The sequence below is a fragment of the Ruegeria sp. BJ3 genome, from assembly GCF_056535665.1.
On the sequence record NZ_JBQFIT010000001.1, the window covers coordinates 2411461 to 2436752 of the forward strand.

The window sequence follows — 25292 nt, forward strand, 5'->3', positions numbered from 1 at the left end:
CGTTCAAAAAACCGGTCCGCGACGGGCACCCGCGCAGGGATGAATGTGTCATGCGTATCTCCAAAGCCGCATCAGTTTCTCGGAATGCTCCGACGACATGAGATCGGGAAATCATGTTCAGAGTCCCTCCCAGATACATGCGGATTGCTCCAACCGGTAGGCTTCAAAATACTGCGTCGCATCCGGAGACGAGTTGCCGAATTCCACCGGGCGGTCGGACAGCGAGATCACGACCCGCGCCGGGCTGAGTTGATGGTGCGCGACATAAGGAATGGCCAGTGTCTGACACAGATGCTCCATGTCGGTCGCGGCCACGTCATAGCCGATACCGCCCACCTCATCGCCAATCTTGGGCGCGACAAATCGAAACCGCAGCCAGAGTTCGCCCGGGTTGGTATCGACCAGAACGTCCTCAAGTGTCACCGGCTGGCCGGATGGAACCGGCAACAGGTTCCCGTCCTGCGCGACACCGGGCGATCCAAAACACATGAAAGCCAGAACAAGATCGCGACCCCGGACCCGCCACGGGCAGGCTCCTCCTTCCGGGGTCGCAGGCGCCAGGATCATCTCCTGCGCTGTTCCGTATCTGGTGGCTGGGATCATGAAACGGTTTTGTGTCAGCGGTCAATCAGGAACATTCGTGGATCGAACCGGGGCAAAGCGCCCCGGCGGATTACAGCGGAATGTTGTCGTGTTTCTTCCAAGGGTTCTTCAGCTGCTTGTTGCGCAGGCTGGCAAAGGCCCGCGACACACGGCGGCGCGTCGAGTGCGGCATGATCACCTCGTCGATGAAGCCGCGTTCGGCCGCGACAAACGGGTTGGCGAACCGATCCTCATAGTCCTGAGTGTGCTTCGCGATCTTATCCGGGTCTCCCAGATCGGCGCGGTGGATGATTTCGGTTGCACCCTTCGCGCCCATCACCGCGATTTCGGCGGTTGGCCAGGCATAGTTGAAATCACCGCGCAGGTGCTTTGACGCCATGACGTCATAGGCGCCGCCGTAAGCCTTGCGAGTGATCACGGTCACCTTGGGCACAGTTGCTTCGCCATAGGCAAACAACAGTTTGGCGCCATGTTTGATGACACCGCCATATTCCTGGCTGGTGCCGGGCAAAAAGCCGGGAACGTCCACCAGGGTCAGGATCGGAATCTCAAAACAGTCGCAGAACCGTACAAACCGTGCGGCCTTGCGGCTGCTGTCAATGTCCAGACACCCCGCCAGAACCATCGGCTGGTTGGCCACCACGCCGACGGTCTGCCCCTCAAGCCGGATGAAGCCGGTGATGATGTTTTTCGCGAAATCCTCCTGGATTTCATAGAAATCACCCTCATCGGCTACCTTGGTGATCAGTTCCTTCATGTCGTAGGGGGTGTTGGGGTTTTCCGGGACCAGCGTGTCCAGAGAAGTCTCGATCCGCCCCGGCTCGTCAAAGAACGGGCGCACGGGCGGCTTTTCCCGGTTGTTGAGCGGCAGGAAGTCGACCAGCCGCCGCACCTCGGCCAGCGCCTCGACATCGTTTTCGAATGCGCCATCAGCCACACTGGACTTCTTGGTATGGGTCGACGCACCGCCCAGTTCCTCGGCGGTGACGACCTCGTTGGTGACCGTCTTCACCACGTCGGGGCCGGTCACGAACATGTACGACGTGTCCTTGACCATGAAGATGAAGTCGGTCATCGCCGGGCTGTAGACCGCGCCACCGGCACAGGGGCCCATGATCACCGAGATCTGCGGCACCACGCCCGAGGCCATGATGTTGCGCTGGAACACCTCAGCATAGCCCGCCAGCGAGGCGACACCTTCTTGGATTCGCGCCCCGCCCGAGTCGTTGATGCCGATCACCGGCGCGCCGTTTTGCATGGCCATATCCATGATCTTGCAGATCTTCTGCGCATGCGTTTCCGACAGAGATCCGCCAAACACGGTAAAGTCCTGGCTGAACACATAGACCATGCGGCCGTTGATCGTGCCCCATCCGGTCACGACACCGTCGCCCGCAGGTTTCTGTTTTTCCATGCCGAAATCGGTGCAGCGATGGGTCACGAACATGTCGAACTCTTCAAAGCTGCCCTCATCGACCAGAAGCTCGATCCGCTCGCGCGCCGTCAGCTTGCCCCGCGCATGTTGCGCATCGATCCGTTTTTGCCCGCCACCCAGGCGCGCGTCCTCACGGCGGTTCTCAAGCTCGGCAAGGATGTCCTTCATCACGATTTTCCCCTGTCAAATTTGTCGCGACAATATAGATTGCTCCGCATCACCCAAAGGCCTTTTCGGCAAATTTGCAAATTTTTGGCAATTACATTTCTGAGAATTGCAAATCAGTTAATGTTTGTGCATCGGCATGGCCTTTCCCGAATACCGGAATTATGAGTGAACCATGCAGTTCAGTTCCACGTCTACGCACCGCTCTCCACCCAAGCTGCTAACGCTTGTCCTGCTGTCGGGACTATCGGCGCTCAGCATGAACCTGTTCCTTCCCAGCCTGCCTTTCATGGCAGCCTATTTTGAGGCCGACTACAAGGTCATGCAGCTGTCGATTGCGTTGTATCTGCTGATCAACGCCGTTCTGCAGATCCTGATCGGTCCGATCGCCGACAAGGCCGGGCGGCGGCCGGTGCTGCTGTGGGGGCTGGTGCTGTTTCTGCTGGCAACGCTGGGGTGCATCTACGCCCCAAACGTCGAGACATTTCTTGCCTTTCGCATGGGGCAGGCCGTTATCGTCGTGGGGATCGTCCTCAGCCGCGCAGCGGTGCGCGACATGTATGACCAGGATCAGGCCGCATCCATGATCGGTTATGTCACCATGGGCATGGCCGTCGTGCCGATGATCGGACCGGCCATCGGGGGTATTCTGGAGGAAAGCTTTGGCTGGAAGGCCAATTTCTGGCTGCCTTTCGGACTGGCCGCCTTCGCGCTGGCGCTGACCTATCATGACTTCGGAGAAACCTCGGCCAAGAGCGGCAAAACCCTGATCCAACAGTTTCGGGAGTATCCCGAACTGCTGACCTCTCCGCGATTCTGGGGGTATTCGCTGTCATCCGCGTTGTCGTCTGGCGCGTTCTTCGCCTATCTGGGTGGCGCGCCTTTCATCGGCACCGAGATCTTTGGCCTAACCGCCGCCGAAGTCGGAATCTATTTCGGCGCCCCTGCCGTCGGTTACTTCTTCGGAAACTTCATCAGCGGCCGGTACTCGGTGCGTTATGGCGTCAACCGGATGGTGCGCTGGGGCTGCTGGCTGAACGCAATCGGCGTCGCGTTGTCCGCGGTTCTGTTTCTGGCGGGTTGGGGCTCGGCGCTCAGCTTTTTCGGGTTCATGACATTCGTCGGCTTGGGCAACGGCATGTCGATCCCGAATGCAACCGCCGGATCGCTGTCCGTGCGACCACATCTGGCTGCGACCGCATCCGGGCTAAGCGGCGCGATCATGCTGGGCGGCGGCGCAGCTCTCAGCGCCCTAGCCGGTGCAATGCTGACCAATGAAACCGGCGCCATGCCGCTGTTGTGGTTGATGTTGGCCACATCGGTCCTGGCCATAGTCGCGATCAGCAGCGTGATCTGGCGGGAACGTCAACTCGGCATCTAGCCACCTTGCACCCGGGACTTTGCAAAGTTAGCCTGCGCAGGCGGAATAACTGCAAAGAAAACCCGATGGCCACTCAGAAACTCTACGCCGGTGCAAAGCTGCGCGAAATGCGGACGCGTCTGACGCTGACGCAAAAGGAATTTGCCGCCAAGCTGGGTGTTTCCCTGCCCTATCTGAACCAGATGGAGAACAACAACCGGCCGATCTCGACCACGGTTGTTCTGGCGCTGGCGCAGGAATTCGGCATGGATGTAACCGAGCTGAGCACCGGCGATAGCGAGCGTCTGGTCTCGGACATGCGCGAGGCGTTGGCCGATCCTGTCTTCGCGGATGCCATCCCCCCTCTGGCGGACCTGCGGCTAACGGCGTCCAATGCCCCCGCATTGGCGCGGTCCTTCATCGAGCTGCACAAAGCCTACCGCCAGACCCATGAGAGGCTCGCCTCGCTGGACGAGGCCCTCGGACGCGAGGATGCCCGCATCCAGGCCAGCCCGTGGGAAGAGGTTCGCGATTTCTTTCACTATTGCGACAACTACATTGACGCGGTCGATCGAGCCGCTGAACGGTTCGCCGCCCGCGCCGAAGGACCGGGAGGCATCCGACAGGCAGCACTGGACAGCCTGAAGGAACGCGGGGTTCAGGTGATGTTCGAAGACATTCCGGCCCTGCGCAGCTATGACAACGCTACAAAAACATTGCGCCTGTCTTCGCGCGCAGCGCCGCAGACCCAAGTGTTTCAACTGCTGCTGCAGGTCGCGCTGATCAGCCAGGACAAACTGCTCGAGGCCACGCTGGACTTTGCCAAGTTTCAAAGCGACGAAGCCCGCTCGATCGCCAAGATCGGCCTCGCAAACTACTTCGCTGGCGCGTCACTGATGCCCTACACCGCCTTTCTGTCAGCAGCGCAGGAAGACCGGCACGATCTTGAATTGCTGAGCAACCGGTTCGGCGCTTCGATCGAACAAGTCGCCCACCGGTTGTCCACGCTGCAGCGACCGGGCGCCAAGGGCATCCCGTTCTTCTTTGTGCGGGTCGATCAGGCGGGCACGATCACCAAACGCCATTCGGCCACACGGCTGCAATTTGCGCGGTTCGGCGGGGCCTGCCCGCTTTGGAACGTGCACCGGGCCTTTGAAACGCCTGGTCATTTCCTGCTGCAATTGGCAGAAACACCCGACGGGGTTCGTTATATCTCAATCGCGCGCGACGTTTCAAAGTCTGGCGGGTCCTTCGGTGCGCCAGTGCGCCGCTATGCCATCGCCCTCGGGTGCGAGGTCCGGCACGCCGAAGCACTGGTCTATGCCGACAATTTGGACATCAACAACACCAGCGCCTACGAACCGATCGGGATTTCCTGCCGCATCTGCGAACGCCAGACCTGCCACCAACGGTCCGTGCCACCGCTGGAGCGCCGACTGAAGATCGACGCCCATACGCGCGGCACGCTGCCCTACGAAGTCACCTGAGCTGAAAAACGGAAAAGGGCAGGATCAGTTCCCGCCCTTTTTTGGTTCACGCTTTGCTCAGGATCGACCAGATCTGATCCTTGAGCGCGGCCCGCTTTTTGCGCAGTTCGCCCTCGGCCAGGTCTTCCATCGGCTCAACATTGGTTTCCGCCCGATGCACCATACGGTTGAGTTCGTGATATTCGTCCGCAAGCCGGGCGAAATGGGCATCGGTCTGCTTGAGCTGGCTCATCAGTTCAACCTTGTCCGGGAATTCCTCGGCCAGTTCATGCGGGGTATGGGACATTCCTGCTCGCTCCTTCAGTTTGGTTTCGCACTACAGCTAGACCCTAATACCAAAGCTGACTTTGACTCGGATCAATTGAAAGGGGAATGTTATCTTCGCGGTCGCGTTCCCCTCCCCGGCAATGCCTTCAACGCTGTGCCTCAGCCCATTTGGGGTGAATCCATGGCCGGCCATTGGCCCGGGGCAGCGGGTCTTTGCCCAGCAAATGATCCGACATCTTTTCGCCCACCATGATCGACGGCGCGTTCAGGTTGCCGTTGGTGATCTGCGGAAACACCGAGCTGTCCGCCACGCGCAGCCCATCCACCCCGATGACTCGGCCCTGCGGGTCGACGACCGCGTTCGGATCGTCCGCCCGCCCCATCCGGCAGGTGCCGCAGGGATGGTAGGCGCTCTCGGCATGTTCGGCGATGAACGCGTTCAGTTCTTCGTCGGTCTGCACGTCCGCTCCGGGCTGGATCTCCTTGCCAGCATAGGGCTTGAACGCGTCCTGGCCGAAAATCTCGCGGGTCAGGCGGATGCAGGTGCGGAAATCCTCCCAGTCCTGCTCGGTGCTCATGTAGTTGAAGCGGATCACCGGCGCGTCCTCGGGCTTGGCAGAGCGCAGCGTCACAGCCCCGCGCGAGGGGGAGCGCATCGGCCCCACATGCGCCTGGAAGCCGTGCCCCTCGGCTGCGGCCTTGCCGTCATAGCGCACAGCGATGGGCAGGAAGTGGTACTGGATATCCGGGTACTCGACCCCCGGCTTCGACCGGATGAACGCCGCGCTTTCAAACTGGTTCGACGCGCCAAGGCCGGTCTTGGTGAACAGCCACTGCGCCCCGATCAGGCCCTTGCCGAACAGGTTCCAGTATTTGTACAGCGTGATCGGCTGCAGCGAGGCCTGCTGGATATACAGTTCCAGGTGATCCTGCAGGTTCGCGCCCACGCCGGGCCGGTCGGCGACCACGTCGATGCCGTGCTCGGCCAGATGCGCGGCGGGTCCGATCCCCGACAACATCAGAAGCTTGGGCGAGTTGATCGACGAGGCCGCCAGCACCACCTCGCGCCGGGCGCGCACGATCTGCGTTCGGCCACCACGGATCAGTTCGACCCCGGTTGCGCGGCCCTCCTCGATCACCACGCGCGTGGCAAGGCCCCGTACGATATCGCAGTTCGGGCGTTTCAGCGCGGGCTTCAGATAGGCATTGGCCGCCGACCAGCGCCGCCCTTTCCAGACGGTCTGCTCCATCGGGCCGAAGCCTTCCTGTTTCTCGCCGTTGTAGTCATCGGTCAGCTCGTAGCCGGCCTGCCGCCCGGCCTCGACGAAGGCCTTGAACAGAGGGTTCTTGCGCGGCCCCCGCGACACATGCAGCGGGCCGTTGGTACCGCGCCATTTGGGGTCACCACCATGGCCGCCGTCGTGCCAGCTTTCCATCCGTTTGAAATAGGGCAGAACATCCGCAAAGGACCAGCCATCCGCGCCCATATCGGCCCAGGTGTCAAAGTCGCGCGCATGGCCGCGCACATAGACCATCCCATTGATCGAGGACGACCCTCCGATCACCTTTCCGCGCGGGCAGGCCAGCCGCCGGTTGTTCAGGTGGGGTTCGGGCTCGGACTGATAGCCCCAGTCATAGATCGGCATGTTCATCGGATAACTCAGCGCCGCCGGCATCTGGATGAACGGCCCTGCATCGGTGCCGCCATGCTCGATCACCAAAACCGAGGCCCCCGCTTCGCTCAGACGATAGGCCATCGCACATCCGGCGGATCCGGCGCCGACGATGACGAAATCTGCTTCCATGGTCGTGTCTCCATTGGCCCCGACCGGTGGCGCGGGATGTCCCGTGCGTTGCCACCGGTGGGCGTATCTTCAAAATGTGAAAGAGGTCATTCGCCGCGCGGGAAGCGCTGGTTTTCCTCGAGGTTGTCCAGATTCATGTGGTTGCGCATGTAGCGCTCAGACGCTTGCTGCAGCGGCTGATAATCCCACGGGTAATAGCCGCCCTGCCGCAGCGCCTCGTACACGACCCAGCGCCGCGCCTGGCTGGCGCGCACCTCGGCGTCGAACCGGTCCAGATCCCAGCGCGCCTCGGACTTGGCGCGCAGGGTTTGCAGCGTGCCGGCGTGCTCGGGCTTGTCGGCCAGGTTCTCCAACTCGTGCGGGTCGGCCTCGAGGTCGAACAGCTGATCGGGGTCCAGCGCGCAGCGGTTGTATTTCCACTTGCCATAGCGCATCGACACCAAGGGCGCATAAGACGCCTCGGCCGCGTATTCCATCAGAACCGGCGCGGTGCGCTCGGTGCCGTTGGCCAGCGGCACAAGGTCCTGCCCGTCCGTCCATGGGGCAATCTCCGACATGTCGATACCCGCCAGCGCGCCCAGCGTCGGGGTCACGTCTATGGTCGAAACCGGGGTGTCGATGCGGCCCGTCGGCAGGTCCGGCGCCGAGATCATAAGCGGCACTCGGGCCGAGCCTTCGTAGAAGTTCATCTTGAACCAAAGACCCCGCTCGCCCAGCATGTCTCCGTGGTCGGAAACGAAGAGGATGATCGCCTCTTGCCGGGTGGTTTCCAGCACGTCGAGGATCTCACCGATCTTGTCGTCAAGGTACGAGATATTCGCGAAATAGGCCCGGCGCGAGCGACGGATGTCTTCTTCGGTGATGTCAAAACTGCGCCAGTCATTGGCGTCGAAGATGCGCTGGGAATGTGGATCCTGATTGTCGTACCCCAGATCCGTGACCTGCGGCAGCAGGTGCTCGCATTCCTCGTACAGGTCCCAGTATCTGCGCCGCGCCACATAGGGGTCATGCGGGTGGGTGAAGCTGACGGTCACGCACCACGGGCGGTCATCCTTGCCGCGGGCCAGATCATAGAGCTTGGCCTTGGCGTGATAGGCGACCTCGTCGTCATACTCCATCTGGTTGGTGATCTCGGCCACGCCGGCCCCGGTGACCGAACCCATGTTATGATACCACCAGTCGATGCGCTCGCCCGGTTTGCGGTAATCCGGGGTCCAGCCGAAATCGGCCGGATAGATGTCGGTGGTCAGGCGGTCCTCGAACCCGTGCAGCTGGTCGGGGCCGACGAAATGCATCTTGCCCGACAGGCAGGTGTAATAGCCCGCGCGGCGCAGGTGATGGGCATAGGTGGGGATGTCGCTGCGGAACTCGGCCGCGTTGTCATAGACCCCCGTGCGCGAAGGCAACTGGCCCGACATGAAGCTGGCCCGCCCAGGCGCACACAGCGGCGAGGCCGTATAGGCATTGGCAAACCGCGTTGACCGCGCCGCCAGTTTCTTGAGGTTGGGCGCGTGCAGCCACTCGGCGGGACCGTCGGGAAAGAGGGTACCGTTGAGCTGATCCACCATCAGGATCAGAATGTTGGGTCGTGTCATTTTTCGGCCTCGAGCAAGGTCGTCAGGACGCGCATGGCGTGGGAAACCGCCAGTTGCGGTTCCTCGGGCGCGGACAAAGCGGCGCGGATGTACAGACCGTCGATCAGAGCGATCATGTTCTCGGCCGCTTCGACCGGGTCCTTCATCAGCGGGCGCAAGGAGTGGATCAGGTTGGACCGAATCCGCGCCTGATAGATCTGCCACAGGCGCAGCGCGTCATCGTTGGTCTGGGCCAGAACGTAAAAGGTCATCCACGCGGCGATCACGTCGGGTGTAAAGCAGGACGGCGCGAAACAGGCGCGGATGATGGCCTGGGCGCGCTGGTCCGGCGCCGCGGCTTTCAACTCAGCCCGGGCTTCGGCGCCGAAATCGCCAAGGATGCGCCGCATCGCCGCCAGAAAGATCTGGTCTTTCCCCCCGAAGTAATGGTGCGCGAGGGCGCTGGACATGCCGGCGCGCTTGGCGATCTGACTAACGGTTACATCCAGAGACTTCTTGGACCCCAACTCGGCAATCGTCGCCCTGACGATCGCATCGCGCCGGATCGGCTCCATTCCGAGTTTTGGCATAACCGCCCCCAAACCTAGTCTCAACAGAACAAACGCTAAGGGCTTTTTATTGACTCGTCAATCAATAACGTTGCCCTTGTAGGCTCCGGGGCTTTTACAGCTTGGGGGCAAGGCTTGGAGGGGTCAAGCCACTGCGGTTCAGAACGGCCTCGCGCCAGGTTATGAAACTGACCGCTGCGAGGATCAGCGCCCCCCCGGCCACGACCCAGATATCGATGCCCTCTTGAAACACAAGCGCACCCAGAAGCGTGGCCCAGATCAGCTGCAGGAAGGTGACCGGCTGGGTCACCGCGACAGGTGCAGCCTGCAAAGCCAAGGTCATGAAGTAGTGCCCCGCCGTTGCAAAACTGGCGATCATGAACAGCACGCCGATGTCGCGCAGGCTGGGCGGAGTCCAGACGGCGATTGCAAAAGGGATAAGAAACAACGTCGTCCAGATCGACAGATGCGCCACAACGACCGAAGGCCGCACGTCCTGCACCATCGCTTTGGCCAGCAGGTACGACCCCCCCAACATCAGCGAGGTGCCCAGCATCGCCAGGTGCCCGGCCGAAATCTCGCGGAACCCGGGCCGCAGAATGATCACAGCGCCCACGATGGCGACAAGCACGGCCGCGATACGGCGAAAGGCCATCGTCTCGCCCAGAAAAAGCGCGGCGCCCAATGTCACATAGACCGGCGTCAGATAGTTCATCGCAGTCACTTCCGCCAGCGGGATACGGGTCATCGCAAAGAACCACAACATGACCCCGACGGCGTGTATGGCCCCACGCAGTCCAAACAAGGCGATATGCCGGCGGGTCAAATGCGTGGTCAGGATCGCTCGCATGGCTGGCAGCAGAAAGACCAGCCCCAAAGCATACCGCAGGAACGCAGCCTCAATCGGATCCATCGAGGTACCCAGAGATTTGACCAAGGCTGTCATCGCCACAAAGGACAACCCAGCGCTGAACATCCAGAACATTCCGGCAAGCGGGCGGGATTGGGTGGCGATCGTTGTCATGGGTTCGGTTGAACACCGAAACCCGGCGACGAACAAGCCTCTACATTGCGACCAGCTTCCAGGCGATCGCCAACATGACGATACCAATCAGCACATCCAGCACTTGCCATGCCCTGGGTCGGGCGAAAATAGGAGACAGCACCCTGGACCCATATCCCAGAGAGAAGAAGAAAACGAAACTGGCGGACATGGCACCGATGGCGAAACCCATCCGGTCTTCATACTGCGCCGAAATCGAGCCAATCAGCACCACCGTGTCCAGATAGACATGCGGATTGAGCCAGGTGAAGGCCAGAACGGTCAACAAGGCCGCGCGCAGACTTGTACGCTTCGCCTCTCCGACCTCAAGCGCTGCGCCGCCGCGCCAGGCTGACGCCAGACTGCGCAGTCCGTACCACGTCAAGAACAGCGCGCCGCCGTATCGCATCATCGGCTCGAACCACGGCGCCGCAGTTGCCAGGCTGCCGAAGCCCGCGACACCTGCGGCAATCAGAATGGCGTCTGACACGGCGCATGTCAGGCACAACACAAAAACATGCTCGCGCCTGAGCCCTTGCCTGAGGACAAACGCGTTCTGAGCACCGATTGCCAGGATCAAACTGAAGCCAAGCGCAAAGCCGGCGATGACGGATGTAGACATGGACCCTCCTGTTCAGGTCCGTTGACTACGCGACCGATACGCATGTATCAAATTAAAGACAATGAGCCATAATTAGATTCTCTAATGCACTTGGACCCACATCACTTGGCCGCGTTGGCCGCTATTCTGCGGCATGGCAGCTTTGACGCCGCCGCCGCGGAACTGGCGGTAACGCCATCTGCGATTTCGCAACGGATCAAAGCGCTGGAGGATCGGGTCGGCGTATCGTTGATTCACCGCGGCACGCCCTGCACCGGAACCCCGGCTGGCTTGCGGCTTGCCCGCCATGCCGAAGACATCGGCCTGCTTGAGGCGCAACTCAATCGCGAGCTTTCGCTGGAACAGGGCACAGGCCCCACCCGGGTCAGGATCGCGGTTCCGGCGGATGTTCTGTCCACCTGGTTCATAGACGCGATGGCAGCCGTTGATGATATGCTGTTTGACCTTGTGATCGACGATCAGGATCACTCGGCTGAATGGCTGCGGCGCGGGGATGTCAGCGCCGCCATCTCGGTGGGCGGGCAAACCGTCCCGGGATGCGATTCCATTGCCCTCGGCACGCTCAGATACCTGCCGACGGCAAGCCCCGAGTTCATGGCTCGTTGGTTCCCTGGCGGAGTGAATGCTCAGAGCCTGTCGCAGGCACCCTGCCTGACCTTCAACAGGAAGGATGCCCTGCAAAAGGCCTGGATCCATGCGCAAACGGGTAGCCGGCTGTCGCCGCCGACCCACTTCCTACCCTCGTCTCACGGGTTCGTAGCCGCTGCTGCCGCAGGTTTGGGTTGGGGGATGAACCCCGCGCATCTGGTCCAAAGCGCGATCGCGGATGGCCGTCTGCGCGAGCTTGTGCCCGACACCCCGCTGGATGTGCCTCTGACCTGGCAGGTCGGGCGTATCCTTGCACCGGCGCTTTCACCGTTGACGCGAGCGGTCCGGAAAGTTGCGACGCAAGTGCTGGCAAACCCGTAACACCACGCTGTGATCGATGGCTCAGGTGGCGCGTTCCGCATCCTTCCGCTGCGGCGTGACCAGACGATAGCATGCGATTGCCGACCAGAAGCTGCACAGGGTGAGGAAAGCGACCGCCAGTGCGACCTCGTTCATATGCGCAACCGCCGCCAACCCGGCCGACCCGACAATCGCCACGAGCCTGCAAATGCTCTTGATCGCGGCTGACGCCTTGACCCGCTGTTCCTTGGGCGCGGTGTCGATGAAATACAGCTTGCGCGCACTGCCGATGCCGGTTGTCGCGACGGTCGCCACGAACAGGGCGATCGCATGCAGGTGAACGTCGTGGTCAAGATGCAAATAGTGAACCGCAACCAGAACGACGCCTGTCACCCCCACCATCAACGACCCGGCCACCATGACCGCCCGGTGTGATTTCATGTTCACGAGCTGCCACAGGGGCGCGGCGACCAGATAGCCGGTCGCCGACGAAATGATCAACGCCGTCAGCCCCTTGGCCGATCCATGATGCGCCTCGGCTGCGATCAATGCAAAGAACGGCACCGACAGAGAAACCCCGACCAGCGGCAGCCGCATGGTCAGATACCGCCGGAACCAGGCGAATTCGAACATGGCCCGAGCGTCCGACAGGAACTGCCCCGCCGCTCGGCGACCGGTTTGCGCCTGGGGTTGCGACCGCGACAGTTCGGCCAGGGCAAGAATGGACAATCCGGACAGCACAAAGAACCCGGCAGACACCGCGATCACGGTCGAGTGACGCGAGAATGGCGGGTTGTCCGAAGTCAGATGATGCAGCGTCAGTGTCAGCCCGATGGCCCCAAGCCCCCCTGCCCCCAGTTGAAGATAGCTCATCCAGATCCGGGATTTCGAGCGCAGGTGATCCCCCCAAAGGTCAGTGAACATCAGCGCCTGGACCTCTTCGATCATGCCGATTGCAAAGAAGGCTAGGACGAAAGCCGCAGCCACCATGGGCGAGCCCCCGATCGCCGCAACCACGATGGCTGCCAGAAGGCACGCACCAATCGCGACCTCGGTCAGGGCAATGGAACGTTTCTTCTGCTGCTTCGCGGACACAGGGACCGCAAAGAACATGTCCGAAATCATGTTGCCTGCCTGACGCACGGAAACCAGCGCCCCGGCAAGAAACATGGGCATCTCCAATGAGACCGCCAGAAACGGCAAGACGATCGAAGGGCTGCCCATCGTCCACGCGACCTGGGACAGCACGCTTTGGCTTGCCAGAACCGGCACATTTCGCCGCTCCAATTCCGTGGATTTGCCTGTCATGTCCTGTCGTGCCGGCCCCGACCTGTCTGTCGCAAGGTCTCTGCCAGCTCCTTTGTGCGCGGTTCAACCCTAAGGGTATGCGCAGGACCCATATGCGCCAAGGACCAACTGCGACGCAGGCAAAAAAAGAAACCCGGCCGTGTTCGGCCGGGCTCCAAAAACAACCGAGTGCGACGCTTAGAGTTGCGCCATCACCTCGTCGGTGGCCTCGAAATTGGTGGTCACGCGCTGAACGTCGTCATCGTCTTCTAGCGCCTCGACCAGCTTCATCAGGCGCTGCATGTCCTCAAGGCCCAGTTCGGTGGTGGTCGTGGGTTTCCACACCAGCTTGGTGGATTCAGATTCACCCAGAGCCGCCTCGAGCGCACTGGACACTTCGTTCAGGTCGGTATCTGCACACCAGATGATATGACCGTCTTCCGAGCTTTCCACATCCTCGGCCCCAGCCTCGATGGCCGCCTCGAAGATCGTGTCGGCATCGCCCGCCGATGCGGGATAAATCACTTCGCCCTTCCGGTCGAACATGAACCCGACCGAGCCGGTTTCGCCCAGGTTTCCGCCATTCTTGGAAAAGGTCGAACGCACGTTCGACGCAGTGCGGTTGCGGTTGTCGGTCATCGCCTCGACGATCACGGCCACACCGTTGGGACCGTAGCCTTCGTACCGGATTTCTTCGTAATCCTCACCGTCGCCCGCCTGGGATTTCTTGATCGCGCGTTCGATCACGTCCTTCGGCACCGAGTTCGACTTGGCCTCTTTGACCGCCAGACGCAAGCGCGGGTTCTTGTCGGGATCGGGGTCGCCCATCTTGGCGGCCACGGTGATCTCTTTCGACAGCTTGGAAAACAGCTTGGACCGCGCGGCGTCCTGGCGCCCCTTGCGGTGCTGGATGTTGGCCCATTTTGAGTGGCCTGCCATGTTGCGTCCTCGTAATCGTGATTGCGTATTCGGCGCACATATAGACGTTTGCGGGGCAAAGGATCAAGACACCCGCTTGCTCGTGCAGTCAGCGCGTTTATGGTGGCCCAATGACGACAGATCAGATCATTCTCTTTGCACTCTTTATTACCGTATTCGGTCTGCTGCTGTGGGGTCGGTTCCGCTATGACCTTGTGGCGTTTGCCGCCTTGATGGTCGGCGTGATACTGGGTGTTGTGCCGGTTGACAAAGCCTTTGCCGGGTTCGGCCATCCGGCCACGATCATCGTGGCGCTGGTGCTTGTGGTCTCGGCCGGGCTGGTGCGGTCGGGGGCGGTGTTCCTGATCACCCGCACGCTGGTCGATGCCTCGCGGAGCCTGGGTGCGCATATCGCTCTGATGGGCGGGATCGGAGCCGTTCTGTCCGCCTTCATGAACAACGTGGCGGCGCTTGCGCTGTTGATGCCTGTCGATATTCAGACCGCGCGCAAGGCCGGGCGCCCCGTTGGTCTGTCGCTGATGCCGCTGAGCTTTGCCACCATTCTGGGCGGCATGGCCACATTGATCGGCACACCGCCCAACATCATCATCGCGTCAATCCGGCAGGAGACCCTTGGCGAGCCGTTCCAGATGTTTGATTTCGCCCCAGTTGGCGGGCTGGCGGCCATCGCAGGTCTGGCCTTCGTCGCCCTGATCGGCTGGCGGCTGATCCCAAACCGCGGCGAACAGACCGAGAGTTCGGAGACGCTGGCGGAGTACATCGCTGAACTGACGGTCCCGGCCGGGTCGCCTCATATCGGCAAGCGCGTCGCCGAGTTGGACGAGATGGCCGAGAAATCCGACGTCGCCATCATCGGCCTGATCCGGGACGGCAAACGCCGCTATGGCCGCGCGGCAAACGCGATCCTTCAGGAAGGCGACGCGCTGGTGCTGGAAGCCAGCCCCGAGGCGCTGGATGAATTCCGCGCCGCGCTGAACCTGGATTTCTCGGATGCCCGCCGGCAAGAGCTGCTAACGGCTGCCGGCGACGGGTTGGAAGTTATCGAAGTCGTCGTACCCGAAAGCGCCCGCATCGCGGGTCGTACCGCACAGGGGTTGGGGCTGGCCTGGCGGCAGAACACGATCCTGATGGGCATTTCCCGCCAAGGTCGGCGCATCACCGAACAGGTCCGCAAGACCGAGGTGCAGCCGGGCGACATTCTGCTTCTGCTGTGCCCGCGCGACCGAGGCGCGGACGTGACCGAGTGGCTGGGCTGCCTGCCTCTGGCCCAACGCGGCCTGAACGTGACCGCCAATGACAAGGCATGGCTGGCCATCGGCTTGTTCGCCGCTGCCGTTCTGGCCGCCAGCATCGGGCTGATCTACCTGCCCATCGCGCTGGGGCTTGTGGTTATCGCCTATGTGCTGACCAAGATCATCCCGATCTCCGAGATCTACAATCAGATCGAGTGGCCGGTCGTGGTTCTGCTGGGCTCGATGATCCCGCTGGGCAGCGCGTTGGAAAGCTCGGGCGGGACGGAACTGATCGCGAATGCGCTGGTTCAACTGACCGACGGCCTGCCGGCTTGGGCTATTCTGACGGTTTTGATGGTCGTGACCATGACGCTGTCGGACGTGCTGAACAACACCGCAACCGCCATCGTGGCCGCGCCGGTGGGCATCCAGATGGCGCGCACGCTCGAGGTTTCGCCCGATCCCTTCCTGATGACGGTGGCGGTGGCCGCCTCGGCGGCATTCCTCACACCGATCGGACACAAAAACAACACTCTGGTCCTGGGGCCCGGCGGCTATCATTTTGGCGACTATTGGCGCATGGGCCTGCCCCTGGAAATTCTGATCGTGGCGGTTTCGGTGCCGGCGATCCTCGTGTTCTGGCCGCTGTGAGGGCTTGCGTGACCGCCGGACCGCGCGCTAAGGGCAGCGCATGAAACGCTTTCTGATCCTGCAGCTGCGCCCCGAGACCGATGCCTCGGACGCCGAATATGCCTCGATCCTGAATCGGTCCGGGCTGACGCCCGAGCGCACCCACCGCATCCGGCTGGATTGCGAGGCCCTGCCCGAAGGTCTTGACGTGACCGACTATGCCGGCGTGATCGTCGGCGGCGGGCCGGGCTGCGTCAGCGACGACCCGGCCAGAAAATCTCAGATGGATGCCCGGATCGAGGGCGCGATCATGGGGCTGATGCCGCAGATCACGGCGCACGATCATCCTTTCATGGGCTGCTGCTATGGCCTGGGCATATTGGCTGCGCATCTGGGCGCGCCGGTCAGCAAGGACCGTTATGGCGAGCCGGTCGGCCCGTCGCGCTGCCACCTGACCGAGGATGGCGCCCGCGACCCGCTGACAGCCGGTCTCGAGCCCGAATTCGATGCCTTCGTCGGCCACAAAGAGGCGGTGCAGGCCCTGCCCGAGGGCTGCGTACATCTGGTTGCATCAGACCCCTGCCCGCTCCAGATGGTCCGCTGGGGCCAGAATGTCTATGCCACGCAGTTCCACCCCGAAGCCGACGCCAAGGACTTTGAACAGCGCATCCACATCTACAAGAACCACGGCTATTTCCGCCCCGAGGACGCCCAGCCGCTGATCGAACGCTGCCACGCCGCCGAGGTTACGCAGCCCGGCGAAATCCTGCGCCGTTTCGCCCAGCGCTTCGGGTGACCCAACGGCGCGGTTGCCTGACCGGGGACCGCGCGCTTAGGTTGGACCGAAACGACTTTGGGAGGGGTTGTTTTGGATCTTCTGATAAACGTGGGCCTGCCGGTTTCGCTGGCCATCATCATGCTGGCTTTGGGTATCGGGCTTGAGGCGGCGGATTTCCGGCGCGTGATCAGCCGGCGCTATCCATTTGCGATCGGCGCGGTCTGCCAGGTGGTTCTGCTGCCGGTCGCGGCCTTCATCACAGTCAAGATGTTCGCGCTGCCGCCGACGATTGCGGTCGGGTTCATGCTGCTCAGCTTTTGCCCGGGCGGTGTCACCAGCAACATTCTGTCGAAACTGGCGAAGGCCGATGTGGCGCTGTCGGTCAGCCTGACGGCGGTGATCAGCCTGCTGTCGATCGTCACGGTGCCGGTTCTGGCGGCCTGGTCGATTGACCACTTCATGGGCGAGGACGCACCCGAGGTCTCGATCAGCGGTCTGGCGCTGGCGATGTTCCTGATCACCACGCTGCCCGTCGCCATCGGCGTTGGGCTGCGCCACTTTGCAACCGGTTTTGCCAACCGGGTCGACGCCCCCCTTTCCAAACTGGCCACCATCCTGTTCGTGCTGATCGTGATCGCGGCGCTGGCTGGAAACTGGCAGCTGTTCGTCGACAATCTGGGCATCATGGGCGCCGGGCTGATCTCGCTGAACCTCGCGCTGCTGCTGATCGGATTGGGGCTGGCGCGGGCGGCGAAACTGTCGTGGAATGAGGCCAAGACAATCTCGATCGAAACCGGCATCCAGAACTCGACCCTGGGCATCACGCTGGCTGCCCTGATCACCGGAACCGAAAGCGGCTTCAGCCCGCTGGCCCTGCCCTCGGGCGTCTACGGGATCACCATGTACGCCGTCGCGATCCCCTTCATCGCCTGGTACCGCAACCGCTGAAAGGACAGAGCATGACCGAAAACACTGCTGATGCGATCGTCGTGGGCGGCGGGCTGGCCGGGCTGGCCGCGGCGGCCGAACTGGGTGACCGCGGCAAGAAGGTGATCGTGCTGGACCAGGAACCCGAGCATTTCCTGGGCGGTCAGGCATTCTGGAGCCTGGGCGGCCTGTTCATGGTCGACACGCCCGAGCAGCGCCGCATGGGCATCCGCGACAGCCGCGACCTGGCCCTGCGCGACTGGATGGGCAGCGCCCAGTTCGACCGGGACGAGGACGCCTGGCCCCGCAAATGGGCCGAGGCCTATGTCGAATTCGCCGCCGGCGAGATGCGCCCCTGGCTGCACGAGATGGGCCTGCGCTGGTTTCCCGTGGTCGGCTGGGCGGAACGTGGCGGGTCCTATGCCGACGGTCACGGCAACTCGGTCCCGCGGTTCCACATCACCTGGGGCACCGGCCCGGGCGTGCTGGAGCATTTCATCCGCCGGGTCCGCGAGCATGTCAGCGCCGGCCTGATCCAGTTGAAGTTCCGCCATCAGGTCAGCCACATCATCATGCAAAACGGCGAGGCCAAGGGCGTCTCGGGCGAGGTTCTGGCTGATGATGCGGCCCAGCGCGGCGGCAAGACCAACCGTGACGAAGTGGGCGAGTTCGAGGTCTATGCCCCGTCGGTCATCGTCACCTCGGGCGGGATCGGCGGCAATTTCGAGATGGTGCGGCAGAGCTGGCCTCGCGACCGCTTGGGCGAACCGCCCAAGGATATGGTGGCGGGTGTGCCCTTCCATGTGGATGGTCGGATGATCGCGATCAGTGAAAAGGCCGGCGGTCACGTCATCAACAGCGACCGCATGTGGCACTACACCGAAGGCGTGCGCAACTGGGACCCGATCTGGCCCGCGCATGGTATCCGCATCCTGCCCGGTCCCAGTTCCATGTGGTTCGATGCGCGCGGCAACCGGCTGCAGCCCCCCTGCCTGCCCGGGTTCGACACGCTGGGCACCCTACGCGAGATCCTGAAAACCGGCTATGAATACAGCTGGTTCGTCCTGACCCAGAAGGTCATCAAGAAGGAATTCGCCCTGTCGGGGTCGGAGCAGAACCCCGATTTCACCTCGGGCAGTTGGAAGGAAGTGTTCCGCCAGCGGGTTCTGTCGGGGTCAAAGGCAACCGGGCCGGTCGAAGCGTTCAAGGAAAAGGGCGAGGATTTCGTTGTCGCCAACACGCTGACCGAACTGGTGAACGGGATGAATCATCTGGGCGGCGGCCTGATCGACGAGGCGCATCTGCGCGCCCAGATCGAAGCCCGCGACTCACAGGTGGACAATCCCTTCTCGAAAGATGCTCAGATGATGGCGATCCTGGCGGCGCGAAACTATCGCGGAGACAAGCTGATCCGCACCGCCAAACCGCACAAGTTCCTTGATCCGAAAAACGGCCCGCTGATCGCGGTCAAGCTGCATGTGCTGACCCGCAAGACGCTGGGCGGTTTGCAGACCAATCTGGACAGTCAGATGATCGGCGCCGATGGTCAGTTGGTGCCCGGCCTGTTCGCGGCCGGCGAAGTCGCGGGGTTCGGCGGCGGCGGCTACCACGGCTACAACGCGCTTGAGGGCACGTTCCTGGGCGGATGCATCTTCTCGGGCCGCAATGCCGGGCGGACGAGGGCCGTCGCCTGACGGCCCTTGGGCATTATTGGTCGCGGCGGAACTGCAGAACCGGTTCACCTGCCGCATCAAGAAGAACCAGAGTGTCCCCGCGCTGAACAAAGCTTGCGACCTTTGGCAGAGCGGTAAGGAATTCCCGCTCAACCTCGTCCAGCGGCGGTGGGCAGGCCATCAGGGTGGCGGCCATGTTGTCGGGGAAGGACATCGACTTGCCCGATATCTCGGCCTGTCCGCTGAACCGGTTGCAACCGCCTGTTCCGCCAAAGGCTCCGCCTTCGGCAAAGGTAATCTGCGGGCGTTTCTCGGTGTCCAGCGCAACGCCATTCACCTCGGTTGCGACCCACTGCGTGTTCTCAAGCATCGCCGCACCCCGTTCCTGAACCTTGACCATGACCAGATCGACCGAATTTCCGGCGTCGTTGGTCAGAACCGGGTAAGCGGTATCGGTGGTGAACAGCAGCTTGCCGTCCTGATGCACCGAGGCCCGCACCACATAGCGGTGCCGATCCTGAATCAACGCGTCGTCATAGGTCAGCGCGAACTGGGCAGGCACGCCCGTCAAAGCATAGCGCTGCGCAGCCAGCGTGACGGCTGGCGCGTCAGCCAGTGAAACGTCCTGCAGTTCGACGAACAGGGTTGCCCCGGGCGGAACCGCGATACGTTCGCGATATGTGGCTGTTCCCTCGACGGTCCCCGCCTGGGCGGCGCCCCACACGGCTGCCCACAACGCGGTTCCTGCCAGCAGGCTTTTTGCGGTTTGCATTGTCCGATCCCTTTGTCACCAGTTTCCAGCACAAAAGATCGGGACATCAGCGCGATTTACAAGGTTTTTCAGTTCCAAACGGCAAATTCGTGCCGGAGATCAAAGCGGCCAGAGGAACGGGATGATCAGCGAAGCCAACAATCCAACCGTCAGGTTCAGCGGAATCCCGACCTTCATGAAGTCCGTGAACCGGTACCCACCCGGGCCGTACACCATCATGTTGGTCTGATACCCGATCGGCGTCGCAAACGAGGCCGAGGCCGCAACCATCACCGCCACCACCAGCGGCCGCGGATCCACCCCCACAGCCTGTGCCAATCCGATGGCGATCGGCGTGACGACAACCGCCACCGCGTTGTTCGAGACCAGTTCGGTCAGCACAGAGGTCAGTAGATAGATGGCCCAGACGATGAGGAACGGCGGCAGGTTGGCAAAGGACGGAGCAATCGCGTTGGCGATCAGGGTGACCGCACCCGAGCTGTCCAGCGCAGCCCCGATAGCCAGCATGGCAAAGATCAGCGCCAGCAGACGGCCTTCGACAAAAGAAAACGCCTCGTCCGCGTCGATGCATCGCGTCAGCAGCACAACCGCAACCGCCAGAATCGACAGCAGGAAAATCGGCGCCACGCCAAGCGCCGCCAACACCACGATCCCGATCAGCGCAGCAATCGCGATCGGAGCATGACCCCGCCGGAAGGCGCGGGCCGACGGCTGGGTGACGTCGACCATGTCCATGTCGGCAGCCAGTTTGCTGATATCGGCCGGCGAGCCTTCGAGCAGCAGCGTATCACCCACCCTGACAACCAGATCGTCAAGTTGCCCCCCGATGTTCTGATTGCGCCGGTGCACGGCCAACACATAAACCCCGTAGCGACGACGCAGCCGCAACGCACCCAATGTGCGCCCGACCATGCGACAACCGGGGGTGATCAGAACCTCAACCGTGCGTGTTTCGACCGCCGAAACCTGATCAACGCGCTTGAGTTCCTTGTTGCTTTGCAGGCTCAGCAACTCGGTCATTTCCGTGCGCAACACCACGCGGTCACCGACCTTCAGTTCGACCCCTTTCAGGTTCCGCCGCAACGACTCGTCGCCGCGGATCACGTCGATGAGCCGCACGCCCGGACGTTTGAACAGCTGCACGCCGGTCACTTCACGGCCGATCAGGTTGCTGTCGGGCGGAATGACTGCTTCGGTGAAGAATTTCATCTTCGACCGATCGCTTAGCATGGTTGCCATGCTGTCACGCTCGGGCAGAAGACGCGGCGCGATGAAGCGCAGGTAAATCATACCGTAGATGACAAGAATGATGCCCAAAGGCGTGACCTCGAAAATCGTGAAGGCCGGCAGGCCCTGTGCCCGGGCCACACCATCGACCAACAGGTTCGTCGAAGTTCCGATCAGGGTCAGCGTCCCGCCGAGAATCGCAGCATAGCTGAGCGGGATCAGCAGCTTCGACGCTGGAATATTCAGCGTGCGGGCAATCTGGATGAACACCGGGATCATCACGACGACGACGGGCGTGTTCGAGACGACCGCCGAGGCCAGGACGACAAATGCCATCAGCAGACCGATGGCAATGCGCGGGTTGACCTGCGCCTGTTTCTGCGCCTTCGCTGTAAAGGCGTGCAAGGCACCGGTCCGGACCAGAGCGCCCATGATGATGAACATCGCCGCGATGGTCCAGGGCGCCGGGTTCGACAAAACCGCCAGTGCGCTTTGGTATGGAAGCACGCCGGTGACCAGCATCACCGAGACGCCGCCTATGGCAACGACCTCGGTCGGATAGACCTCGCGCATGAACATGATGAACATGCCCGCAACAACCGCCAGCGCAAGTATCGCGCTGCCCATATCTGACAATTGAAGGAGTTGCATTCGTGGTGTTCTGTCCGAAACCTGTCCCGGCCCAAGCGCCTGAGGGTCAGTTTCACGTATTGCAGGCCGCAGAGCAAGCCTGACGTGCGTTCACGGTGCTGCCTGCTGCAGGCGCCCGCCAACCCGGACCATGCTGATCGTCTTGGCTTGCCCGTCACGGTCATCAGTTTCTACGAAAACGCCGCTAAGCGTCGCTTCGCCATTTGCCGGGGTGAACCGAGCCTTGGGCATCCCCGTGATGAAGCGGCGCATCGGCTCCTGCTTGTCCATTCCGATCACCGAGTCATAGTCGCCGCACATGCCCGCATCGGTCAGGTAAGCGGTGCCGCCGGGCAGGATCTGGGCATCGGCGGTCGGGACATGGGTATGGGTTCCCACGACGAGGCTGGCGCGTCCGTCGCAATAGTGGCCCATGGCCATCTTCTCCGAAGTCGCCTCGCAATGCATGTCCACGATGATGGCCTGCGCCTGACCGCCCCGCGGGTGGGACTTCAGGATCGGTTCCACCGCCGAGAACGGATCGTCGAACGGTCGTTTCATGAACACCTGTCCCAGAACCTGAACCACCAACACCTTGCGTCCGCCCGGCGCGGTGAACAGTCGATGTCCGCGACCGGGAGCACCCTTGGCGAAATTCACAGGGCGCACGATCCGGGGTTCGCGTTCGATGAATTGCAGCATGTCTTTCTGGTCGAAAGCGTGGTCGCCCAACGTCAGACAATCTGCGCCCGACTCCAGCAGCAGCTTGGCATGATCGCCGGTCAACCCCATGCCGTTCGAGGCATTCTCGCCGTTGACCACCACGAAATCCAGCCGCCACTCGTCGCGCAGACGGGGCAGATGCTGCTGAACGGTGGCGCGGCCCGCGCGCCCCATGACGTCACCCAGGAACAAGATTCTCATATCGCGGTCCTAGGCCCTGCAAACGGCAATAACAAGGCGGAACGATGCAATTCGCGGGCCGCATGCGGGTTGAATTCCGGTGGAAACCTGCAATTCTGACGCAACCGGTTTTTCACTCGGAGATTTCGATGAAACGCATAGTCCTGACCGCAACTGTTTCTCTCGCTATCTCGGGCGGCTTTGCTCACGCGACGACCAAGACAACAATGGCAAATCCGGCCGCGACCTTCTGCATCGAAAACGGCGGCGAATATCAGATCCGCAAGAACACCGATGGATCGGAATACGGCGTGTGCATCCTTGAGGATGGAACTGAGGTTGATGCCTGGGACTATCTGCGGAGCCACTTTGAGAACTGAAGCCTAAAACGTCAGGACCCTGGTCTCGGTAACGATCATGTCCAACGGCTGGTCCGTCGGTTCCAGCGGCAAGGCTTCGGCCTCTTGCGCGTCGAAGGCGAAACCGATGGCCAATGTGGGACGTTTGGCGCGCAGCCCTTCAAGCGTGCGGTCATAAAACCCGCCCCCATAGCCCAATCGCCCGCCTTGCGGATCGAATGCCACAAGGGGCACGATCAGGATTTCAGGGTCAAAATAGTCGTCCGTCTCGGGCACCTTGGCGCCAAATGGCCCATCTTTCAACGGCCCTTCGGGTGTCCAGCGCGAAAACCGCAGAGGCCGTCCGGCGCCTTGGATGACCGGAACACCCACGGGACCATAGGCTGCGGCCTCGGCCATGGCGGGCAGAGGGTCGATTTCGGTGCGGATCGGCATGTAGCCAGACAGCGGAACGCCACGAAATCCGGCCAGCACCTCGGACAGGCGGCCCGCGGCGGCCGGCGGCCCCGCGTCGAAGGCCGCTTTGCGCCGGGCAAAGGCAGCCTTGCGCGCCGCGGCCTTGATTTCAGTCAGATCGGTCACAGCAGCACCACGCTTGCAAGCCCTAGAAAGATGAAGAACCCCATTACATCCGTCGTCGTCGTAACGAAGGTTCCCGAGGCCAATGCCGGGTCTACACCCAGGCGATCCAGCACCACCGGTACTACCGTACCCGCGAACCCGGCGATGATCATGTTCACGACCAAGGCGGAACCGATCACGACACCCAGCAGCGGGGATTCGAACCACATCATCCCCACCGTCCCCAGAACGATGGCGAAACACAGCCCGTTCAACATGCCCACCAGCAATTCTCGGCGGATGACTCGCGCCACGTTCGAGCCCGTCAGGTCGCGGGTCGCCAACGCACGTACGGCAACGGTCAGAGACTGAGTTCCGGCGTTACCACCCATCGAGGCAACGATGGGCATCAGAATCGCCAGCGCCACGATCTGCTCGATTGCCGCCTCGAACTGTGAAATCACCAGCGAGGCACAAATGGCGGTGCACAGGTTGACCGTCAGCCAGGGCAAACGGCGACGACTGGTTGCTGCAACACTGTCTGAAATCGAGCTGTCATCACTGACACCTGCCAGTCGCAGCATGTCTTCCTCGATCTCTTCATCCAGAACGGCCATTGCGTCGTCTATCGTGATTACCCCGACCAGCCGTTTGTCACTGTCCACCACCGGCGCGGAAATCAGGTGGTACTGGTTGAAAGCATAGGCAACGTCTTCTTCATCCTGATCGACCGGGATGATGTGAAACTCGTCCTCGGCGATGTCCAGCAACTTGGTGTCGCGCCGCGCGGCCATCAACTTGCCCAACATGACCTGCGCCACCGGCTTCAGCCGTGGATCGACCAGCACAACGTGATAGAACTGCTCGGGCAGATCGTCCTGCGAGCGCATGTAGTCGATCGCCTGCCCGACCGTCCAATGATCGGGAGCCATGACCACCTCGCGCTGCATCAGTCGGCCTGCGGAGTTCTCGGGATAGGCCAGCGCCTGCAGTGCCGCGATCCGTTCCGAGGCCTCAAGGGCCTCCAGCACCGCTTCCTGCTGCGGCTCCTCCAGATCCTCCAGAAGGTCCACGACATCGTCGCTTTCCATCTCACGGACGGCTTCGGCCAGAACGTCGGGTCGTAGAACGCCAATGACTTCTTCGCGAACGGATTCGTCCAGTTCAGACAGAATGTCCCCGTCAAATTCCCGGTCATACAGGCGGATCAGCCGCGCTCGGTCGTAGGGGTTGATCTGTTCCAGAAGGTCGGCAATGTCGGCCGCGTGCAGTGGCTCCATCAGCTCGATCAGCTTCTCGCGATCCTCGACATCGACGGCGTAAAGGATTGCGGCAACCGTTCGCCGGTCCAGCGCATAGACGTCATCATCGCGAGAGGGGTCGGTTCTGTTGTCTTCGGTGCCGGTCGTCATGCGCTGCCCCTTGTTCTGGGAATTGGCCCCTAAATAGAAGAAGCAGCTACCGGAAAACAATGACAATGGTGCGATTTACCCGCAT

General features: G+C 61.9%; 23 protein-coding genes. 8 read left to right on the forward strand and 15 right to left on the reverse strand.

The annotated features are described in order from the left end of the window. Nucleotides 1-117: 117 nt before the first annotated feature. On the reverse strand, nucleotides 118-603 hold the full coding sequence (locus ACR3EL_RS12075; RefSeq protein ID WP_170340196.1) for a DUF6497 family protein: 486 nt from the start codon (nucleotides 601-603) through the stop codon (nucleotides 118-120). A gap of 70 nt (nucleotides 604-673) precedes the next feature. Next, nucleotides 674-2206: an acyl-CoA carboxylase subunit beta gene (locus ACR3EL_RS12080; protein WP_170340194.1), complete on the reverse strand. Its 1533-nt coding sequence runs from the start codon at nucleotides 2204-2206 to the stop codon at nucleotides 674-676. A gap of 172 nt (nucleotides 2207-2378) precedes the next feature. On the opposite strand from ACR3EL_RS12080, the gene ACR3EL_RS12085 reads away from it, so the two are divergent. After that, complete coding sequence (locus ACR3EL_RS12085; RefSeq protein ID WP_170340193.1) at nucleotides 2379-3584, forward strand: multidrug effflux MFS transporter; 1206 nt, start codon at nucleotides 2379-2381, stop codon at nucleotides 3582-3584. A 65-nt stretch (nucleotides 3585-3649) separates the two neighbouring features. Continuing rightward, complete coding sequence (locus ACR3EL_RS12090; protein WP_093964777.1) at nucleotides 3650-5050, forward strand: helix-turn-helix domain-containing protein; 1401 nt, start codon at nucleotides 3650-3652, stop codon at nucleotides 5048-5050. Nucleotides 5051-5096: 46 nt separating this feature from the next. Here ACR3EL_RS12090 and ACR3EL_RS12095 read toward each other — a convergent pair whose 3' ends face one another. The 6 genes from ACR3EL_RS12095 to ACR3EL_RS12120 all read right to left on the reverse strand — a co-directional run bounded on the left by ACR3EL_RS12095 (nucleotide 5097) and on the right by ACR3EL_RS12120 (nucleotide 10929). After that, the gene (locus ACR3EL_RS12095) at nucleotides 5097-5336 is read right to left on the reverse strand and encodes an HP1242/YdcH family protein (RefSeq protein WP_093964776.1); all 240 of its coding nucleotides are present in this window, start codon (nucleotides 5334-5336) and stop codon (nucleotides 5097-5099) included. Between the two features lie 127 nt (nucleotides 5337-5463). Next, entirely contained in the window at nucleotides 5464-7122 is a 1659-nt protein-coding gene (betA, locus tag ACR3EL_RS12100) for a choline dehydrogenase (RefSeq protein WP_170340191.1), read from the reverse strand. A gap of 86 nt (nucleotides 7123-7208) precedes the next feature. Then, nucleotides 7209-8717, reverse strand: coding sequence for a choline-sulfatase (gene betC, locus ACR3EL_RS12105; protein WP_170460475.1), 1509 nt, complete (start codon nucleotides 8715-8717; stop codon nucleotides 7209-7211). Further along, nucleotides 8714-9286, reverse strand: coding sequence for a choline-binding transcriptional repressor BetI (gene betI, locus ACR3EL_RS12110; RefSeq protein ID WP_170340187.1), 573 nt, complete (start codon nucleotides 9284-9286; stop codon nucleotides 8714-8716). Before betI ends, betC begins: the two co-directional genes overlap by 4 nt. A 94-nt stretch (nucleotides 9287-9380) precedes the next feature. Continuing rightward, entirely contained in the window at nucleotides 9381-10289 is a 909-nt protein-coding gene (locus ACR3EL_RS12115; protein ID WP_170340185.1) for a DMT family transporter, read from the reverse strand. A 40-nt stretch (nucleotides 10290-10329) separates the two neighbouring features. Continuing rightward, complete coding sequence (locus ACR3EL_RS12120) at nucleotides 10330-10929, reverse strand: LysE/ArgO family amino acid transporter (protein ID WP_093964771.1); 600 nt, start codon at nucleotides 10927-10929, stop codon at nucleotides 10330-10332. An 84-nt stretch (nucleotides 10930-11013) separates the two neighbouring features. On the opposite strand from ACR3EL_RS12120, the gene ACR3EL_RS12125 reads away from it, so the two are divergent. After that, nucleotides 11014-11898 carry a LysR family transcriptional regulator ArgP gene (locus ACR3EL_RS12125; protein WP_480721719.1) on the forward strand — a complete coding sequence of 295 codons (885 nt, stop codon included), beginning with the start codon at nucleotides 11014-11016 and terminating at the stop codon, nucleotides 11896-11898. A gap of 21 nt (nucleotides 11899-11919) precedes the next feature. Here ACR3EL_RS12125 and ACR3EL_RS12130 read toward each other — a convergent pair whose 3' ends face one another. Both ACR3EL_RS12130 and ACR3EL_RS12135 read right to left on the reverse strand, forming a co-directional pair. Further along, the gene (locus ACR3EL_RS12130; protein WP_170340182.1) at nucleotides 11920-13185 is read right to left on the reverse strand and encodes a permease; all 1266 of its coding nucleotides are present in this window, start codon (nucleotides 13183-13185) and stop codon (nucleotides 11920-11922) included. A gap of 177 nt (nucleotides 13186-13362) precedes the next feature. Next, a complete protein-coding gene (locus tag ACR3EL_RS12135) occupies nucleotides 13363-14103 on the reverse strand; it encodes a YebC/PmpR family DNA-binding transcriptional regulator (protein WP_170340180.1) in 741 nt (246 codons plus the stop codon). 110 nt (nucleotides 14104-14213) lie between these two features. Between ACR3EL_RS12135 and ACR3EL_RS12140 the strand changes: the two genes are divergently transcribed. The 4 genes from ACR3EL_RS12140 to ACR3EL_RS12155 all read left to right on the forward strand — a co-directional run bounded on the left by ACR3EL_RS12140 (nucleotide 14214) and on the right by ACR3EL_RS12155 (nucleotide 19364). After that, complete coding sequence (locus tag ACR3EL_RS12140) at nucleotides 14214-15986, forward strand: SLC13 family permease (protein ID WP_170368089.1); 1773 nt, start codon at nucleotides 14214-14216, stop codon at nucleotides 15984-15986. 40 nt (nucleotides 15987-16026) lie between these two features. Further along, nucleotides 16027-16761 carry a glutamine amidotransferase gene (locus ACR3EL_RS12145; RefSeq protein ID WP_480721723.1) on the forward strand — a complete coding sequence of 245 codons (735 nt, stop codon included), beginning with the start codon at nucleotides 16027-16029 and terminating at the stop codon, nucleotides 16759-16761. A 72-nt stretch (nucleotides 16762-16833) separates the two neighbouring features. Then, nucleotides 16834-17691: a bile acid:sodium symporter family protein gene (locus tag ACR3EL_RS12150; protein ID WP_480721725.1), complete on the forward strand. Its 858-nt coding sequence runs from the start codon at nucleotides 16834-16836 to the stop codon at nucleotides 17689-17691. Between the two features lie 11 nt (nucleotides 17692-17702). Then, on the forward strand, nucleotides 17703-19364 hold the full coding sequence (locus tag ACR3EL_RS12155; RefSeq protein ID WP_480721729.1) for an FAD-binding dehydrogenase: 1662 nt from the start codon (nucleotides 17703-17705) through the stop codon (nucleotides 19362-19364). Between the two features lie 13 nt (nucleotides 19365-19377). Here ACR3EL_RS12155 and ACR3EL_RS12160 read toward each other — a convergent pair whose 3' ends face one another. The 3 genes from ACR3EL_RS12160 to ACR3EL_RS12170 all read right to left on the reverse strand — a co-directional run bounded on the left by ACR3EL_RS12160 (nucleotide 19378) and on the right by ACR3EL_RS12170 (nucleotide 22896). After that, nucleotides 19378-20115 carry a YbaY family lipoprotein gene (locus ACR3EL_RS12160; protein ID WP_480721731.1) on the reverse strand — a complete coding sequence of 246 codons (738 nt, stop codon included), beginning with the start codon at nucleotides 20113-20115 and terminating at the stop codon, nucleotides 19378-19380. Nucleotides 20116-20214: 99 nt separating this feature from the next. Then, nucleotides 20215-21993, reverse strand: coding sequence for an SLC13 family permease (locus ACR3EL_RS12165; protein WP_222457417.1), 1779 nt, complete (start codon nucleotides 21991-21993; stop codon nucleotides 20215-20217). Nucleotides 21994-22083: 90 nt separating this feature from the next. Beyond that, complete coding sequence (locus ACR3EL_RS12170) at nucleotides 22084-22896, reverse strand: TIGR00282 family metallophosphoesterase (RefSeq protein ID WP_170340168.1); 813 nt, start codon at nucleotides 22894-22896, stop codon at nucleotides 22084-22086. A 128-nt stretch (nucleotides 22897-23024) separates the two neighbouring features. Here ACR3EL_RS12170 and ACR3EL_RS12175 point away from each other — a divergent pair, with 128 nt between their 5' ends. Continuing rightward, nucleotides 23025-23255 (forward strand): putative hemolysin, encoded by a 231-nt coding sequence (locus ACR3EL_RS12175; RefSeq protein WP_217354725.1) that lies wholly within the window; start codon nucleotides 23025-23027, stop codon nucleotides 23253-23255. A 3-nt stretch (nucleotides 23256-23258) separates the two neighbouring features. Here the strand turns inward: ACR3EL_RS12175 and ACR3EL_RS12180 are convergent, their stop codons facing one another. Both ACR3EL_RS12180 and mgtE read right to left on the reverse strand, forming a co-directional pair. Then, nucleotides 23259-23816, reverse strand: coding sequence for a 5-formyltetrahydrofolate cyclo-ligase (locus tag ACR3EL_RS12180; RefSeq protein WP_093964760.1), 558 nt, complete (start codon nucleotides 23814-23816; stop codon nucleotides 23259-23261). Beyond that, a complete protein-coding gene (mgtE, locus tag ACR3EL_RS12185; protein ID WP_170340164.1) occupies nucleotides 23813-25207 on the reverse strand; it encodes a magnesium transporter in 1395 nt (464 codons plus the stop codon). Before mgtE ends, ACR3EL_RS12180 begins: the two co-directional genes overlap by 4 nt. Nucleotides 25208-25292: the final 85 nt, after the last annotated feature.

Coding starts and splice junctions, on each gene's coding strand:
- ACR3EL_RS12075 (WP_170340196.1), bottom strand. CDS start 603: ATGATCCCAGCCACCAGATACGGAACAGCGCAGGAGATGATCCTGGCG.
- ACR3EL_RS12080 (WP_170340194.1), bottom strand. CDS start 2,206: ATGAAGGACATCCTTGCCGAGCTTGAGAACCGCCGTGAGGACGCGCGC.
- ACR3EL_RS12085 (WP_170340193.1), top strand. CDS start 2,379: ATGCAGTTCAGTTCCACGTCTACGCACCGCTCTCCACCCAAGCTGCTA.
- ACR3EL_RS12090 (WP_093964777.1), top strand. CDS start 3,650: ATGGCCACTCAGAAACTCTACGCCGGTGCAAAGCTGCGCGAAATGCGG.
- ACR3EL_RS12095 (WP_093964776.1), bottom strand. CDS start 5,336: ATGTCCCATACCCCGCATGAACTGGCCGAGGAATTCCCGGACAAGGTT.
- betA (WP_170340191.1), bottom strand. CDS start 7,122: ATGGAAGCAGATTTCGTCATCGTCGGCGCCGGATCCGCCGGATGTGCG.
- betC (WP_170460475.1), bottom strand. CDS start 8,717: ATGACACGACCCAACATTCTGATCCTGATGGTGGATCAGCTCAACGGT.
- betI (WP_170340187.1), bottom strand. CDS start 9,286: ATGCCAAAACTCGGAATGGAGCCGATCCGGCGCGATGCGATCGTCAGG.
- ACR3EL_RS12115 (WP_170340185.1), bottom strand. CDS start 10,289: ATGACAACGATCGCCACCCAATCCCGCCCGCTTGCCGGAATGTTCTGG.
- ACR3EL_RS12120 (WP_093964771.1), bottom strand. CDS start 10,929: ATGTCTACATCCGTCATCGCCGGCTTTGCGCTTGGCTTCAGTTTGATC.
- ACR3EL_RS12125 (WP_480721719.1), top strand. CDS start 11,014: ATGCACTTGGACCCACATCACTTGGCCGCGTTGGCCGCTATTCTGCGG.
- ACR3EL_RS12130 (WP_170340182.1), bottom strand. CDS start 13,185: ATGACAGGCAAATCCACGGAATTGGAGCGGCGAAATGTGCCGGTTCTG.
- ACR3EL_RS12135 (WP_170340180.1), bottom strand. CDS start 14,103: ATGGCAGGCCACTCAAAATGGGCCAACATCCAGCACCGCAAGGGGCGC.
- ACR3EL_RS12140 (WP_170368089.1), top strand. CDS start 14,214: ATGACGACAGATCAGATCATTCTCTTTGCACTCTTTATTACCGTATTC.
- ACR3EL_RS12145 (WP_480721723.1), top strand. CDS start 16,027: ATGAAACGCTTTCTGATCCTGCAGCTGCGCCCCGAGACCGATGCCTCG.
- ACR3EL_RS12155 (WP_480721729.1), top strand. CDS start 17,703: ATGACCGAAAACACTGCTGATGCGATCGTCGTGGGCGGCGGGCTGGCC.
- ACR3EL_RS12160 (WP_480721731.1), bottom strand. CDS start 20,115: ATGCAAACCGCAAAAAGCCTGCTGGCAGGAACCGCGTTGTGGGCAGCC.
- ACR3EL_RS12165 (WP_222457417.1), bottom strand. CDS start 21,993: ATGCAACTCCTTCAATTGTCAGATATGGGCAGCGCGATACTTGCGCTG.
- ACR3EL_RS12170 (WP_170340168.1), bottom strand. CDS start 22,896: ATGAGAATCTTGTTCCTGGGTGACGTCATGGGGCGCGCGGGCCGCGCC.
- ACR3EL_RS12175 (WP_217354725.1), top strand. CDS start 23,025: ATGAAACGCATAGTCCTGACCGCAACTGTTTCTCTCGCTATCTCGGGC.
- mgtE (WP_170340164.1), bottom strand. CDS start 25,207: ATGACGACCGGCACCGAAGACAACAGAACCGACCCCTCTCGCGATGAT.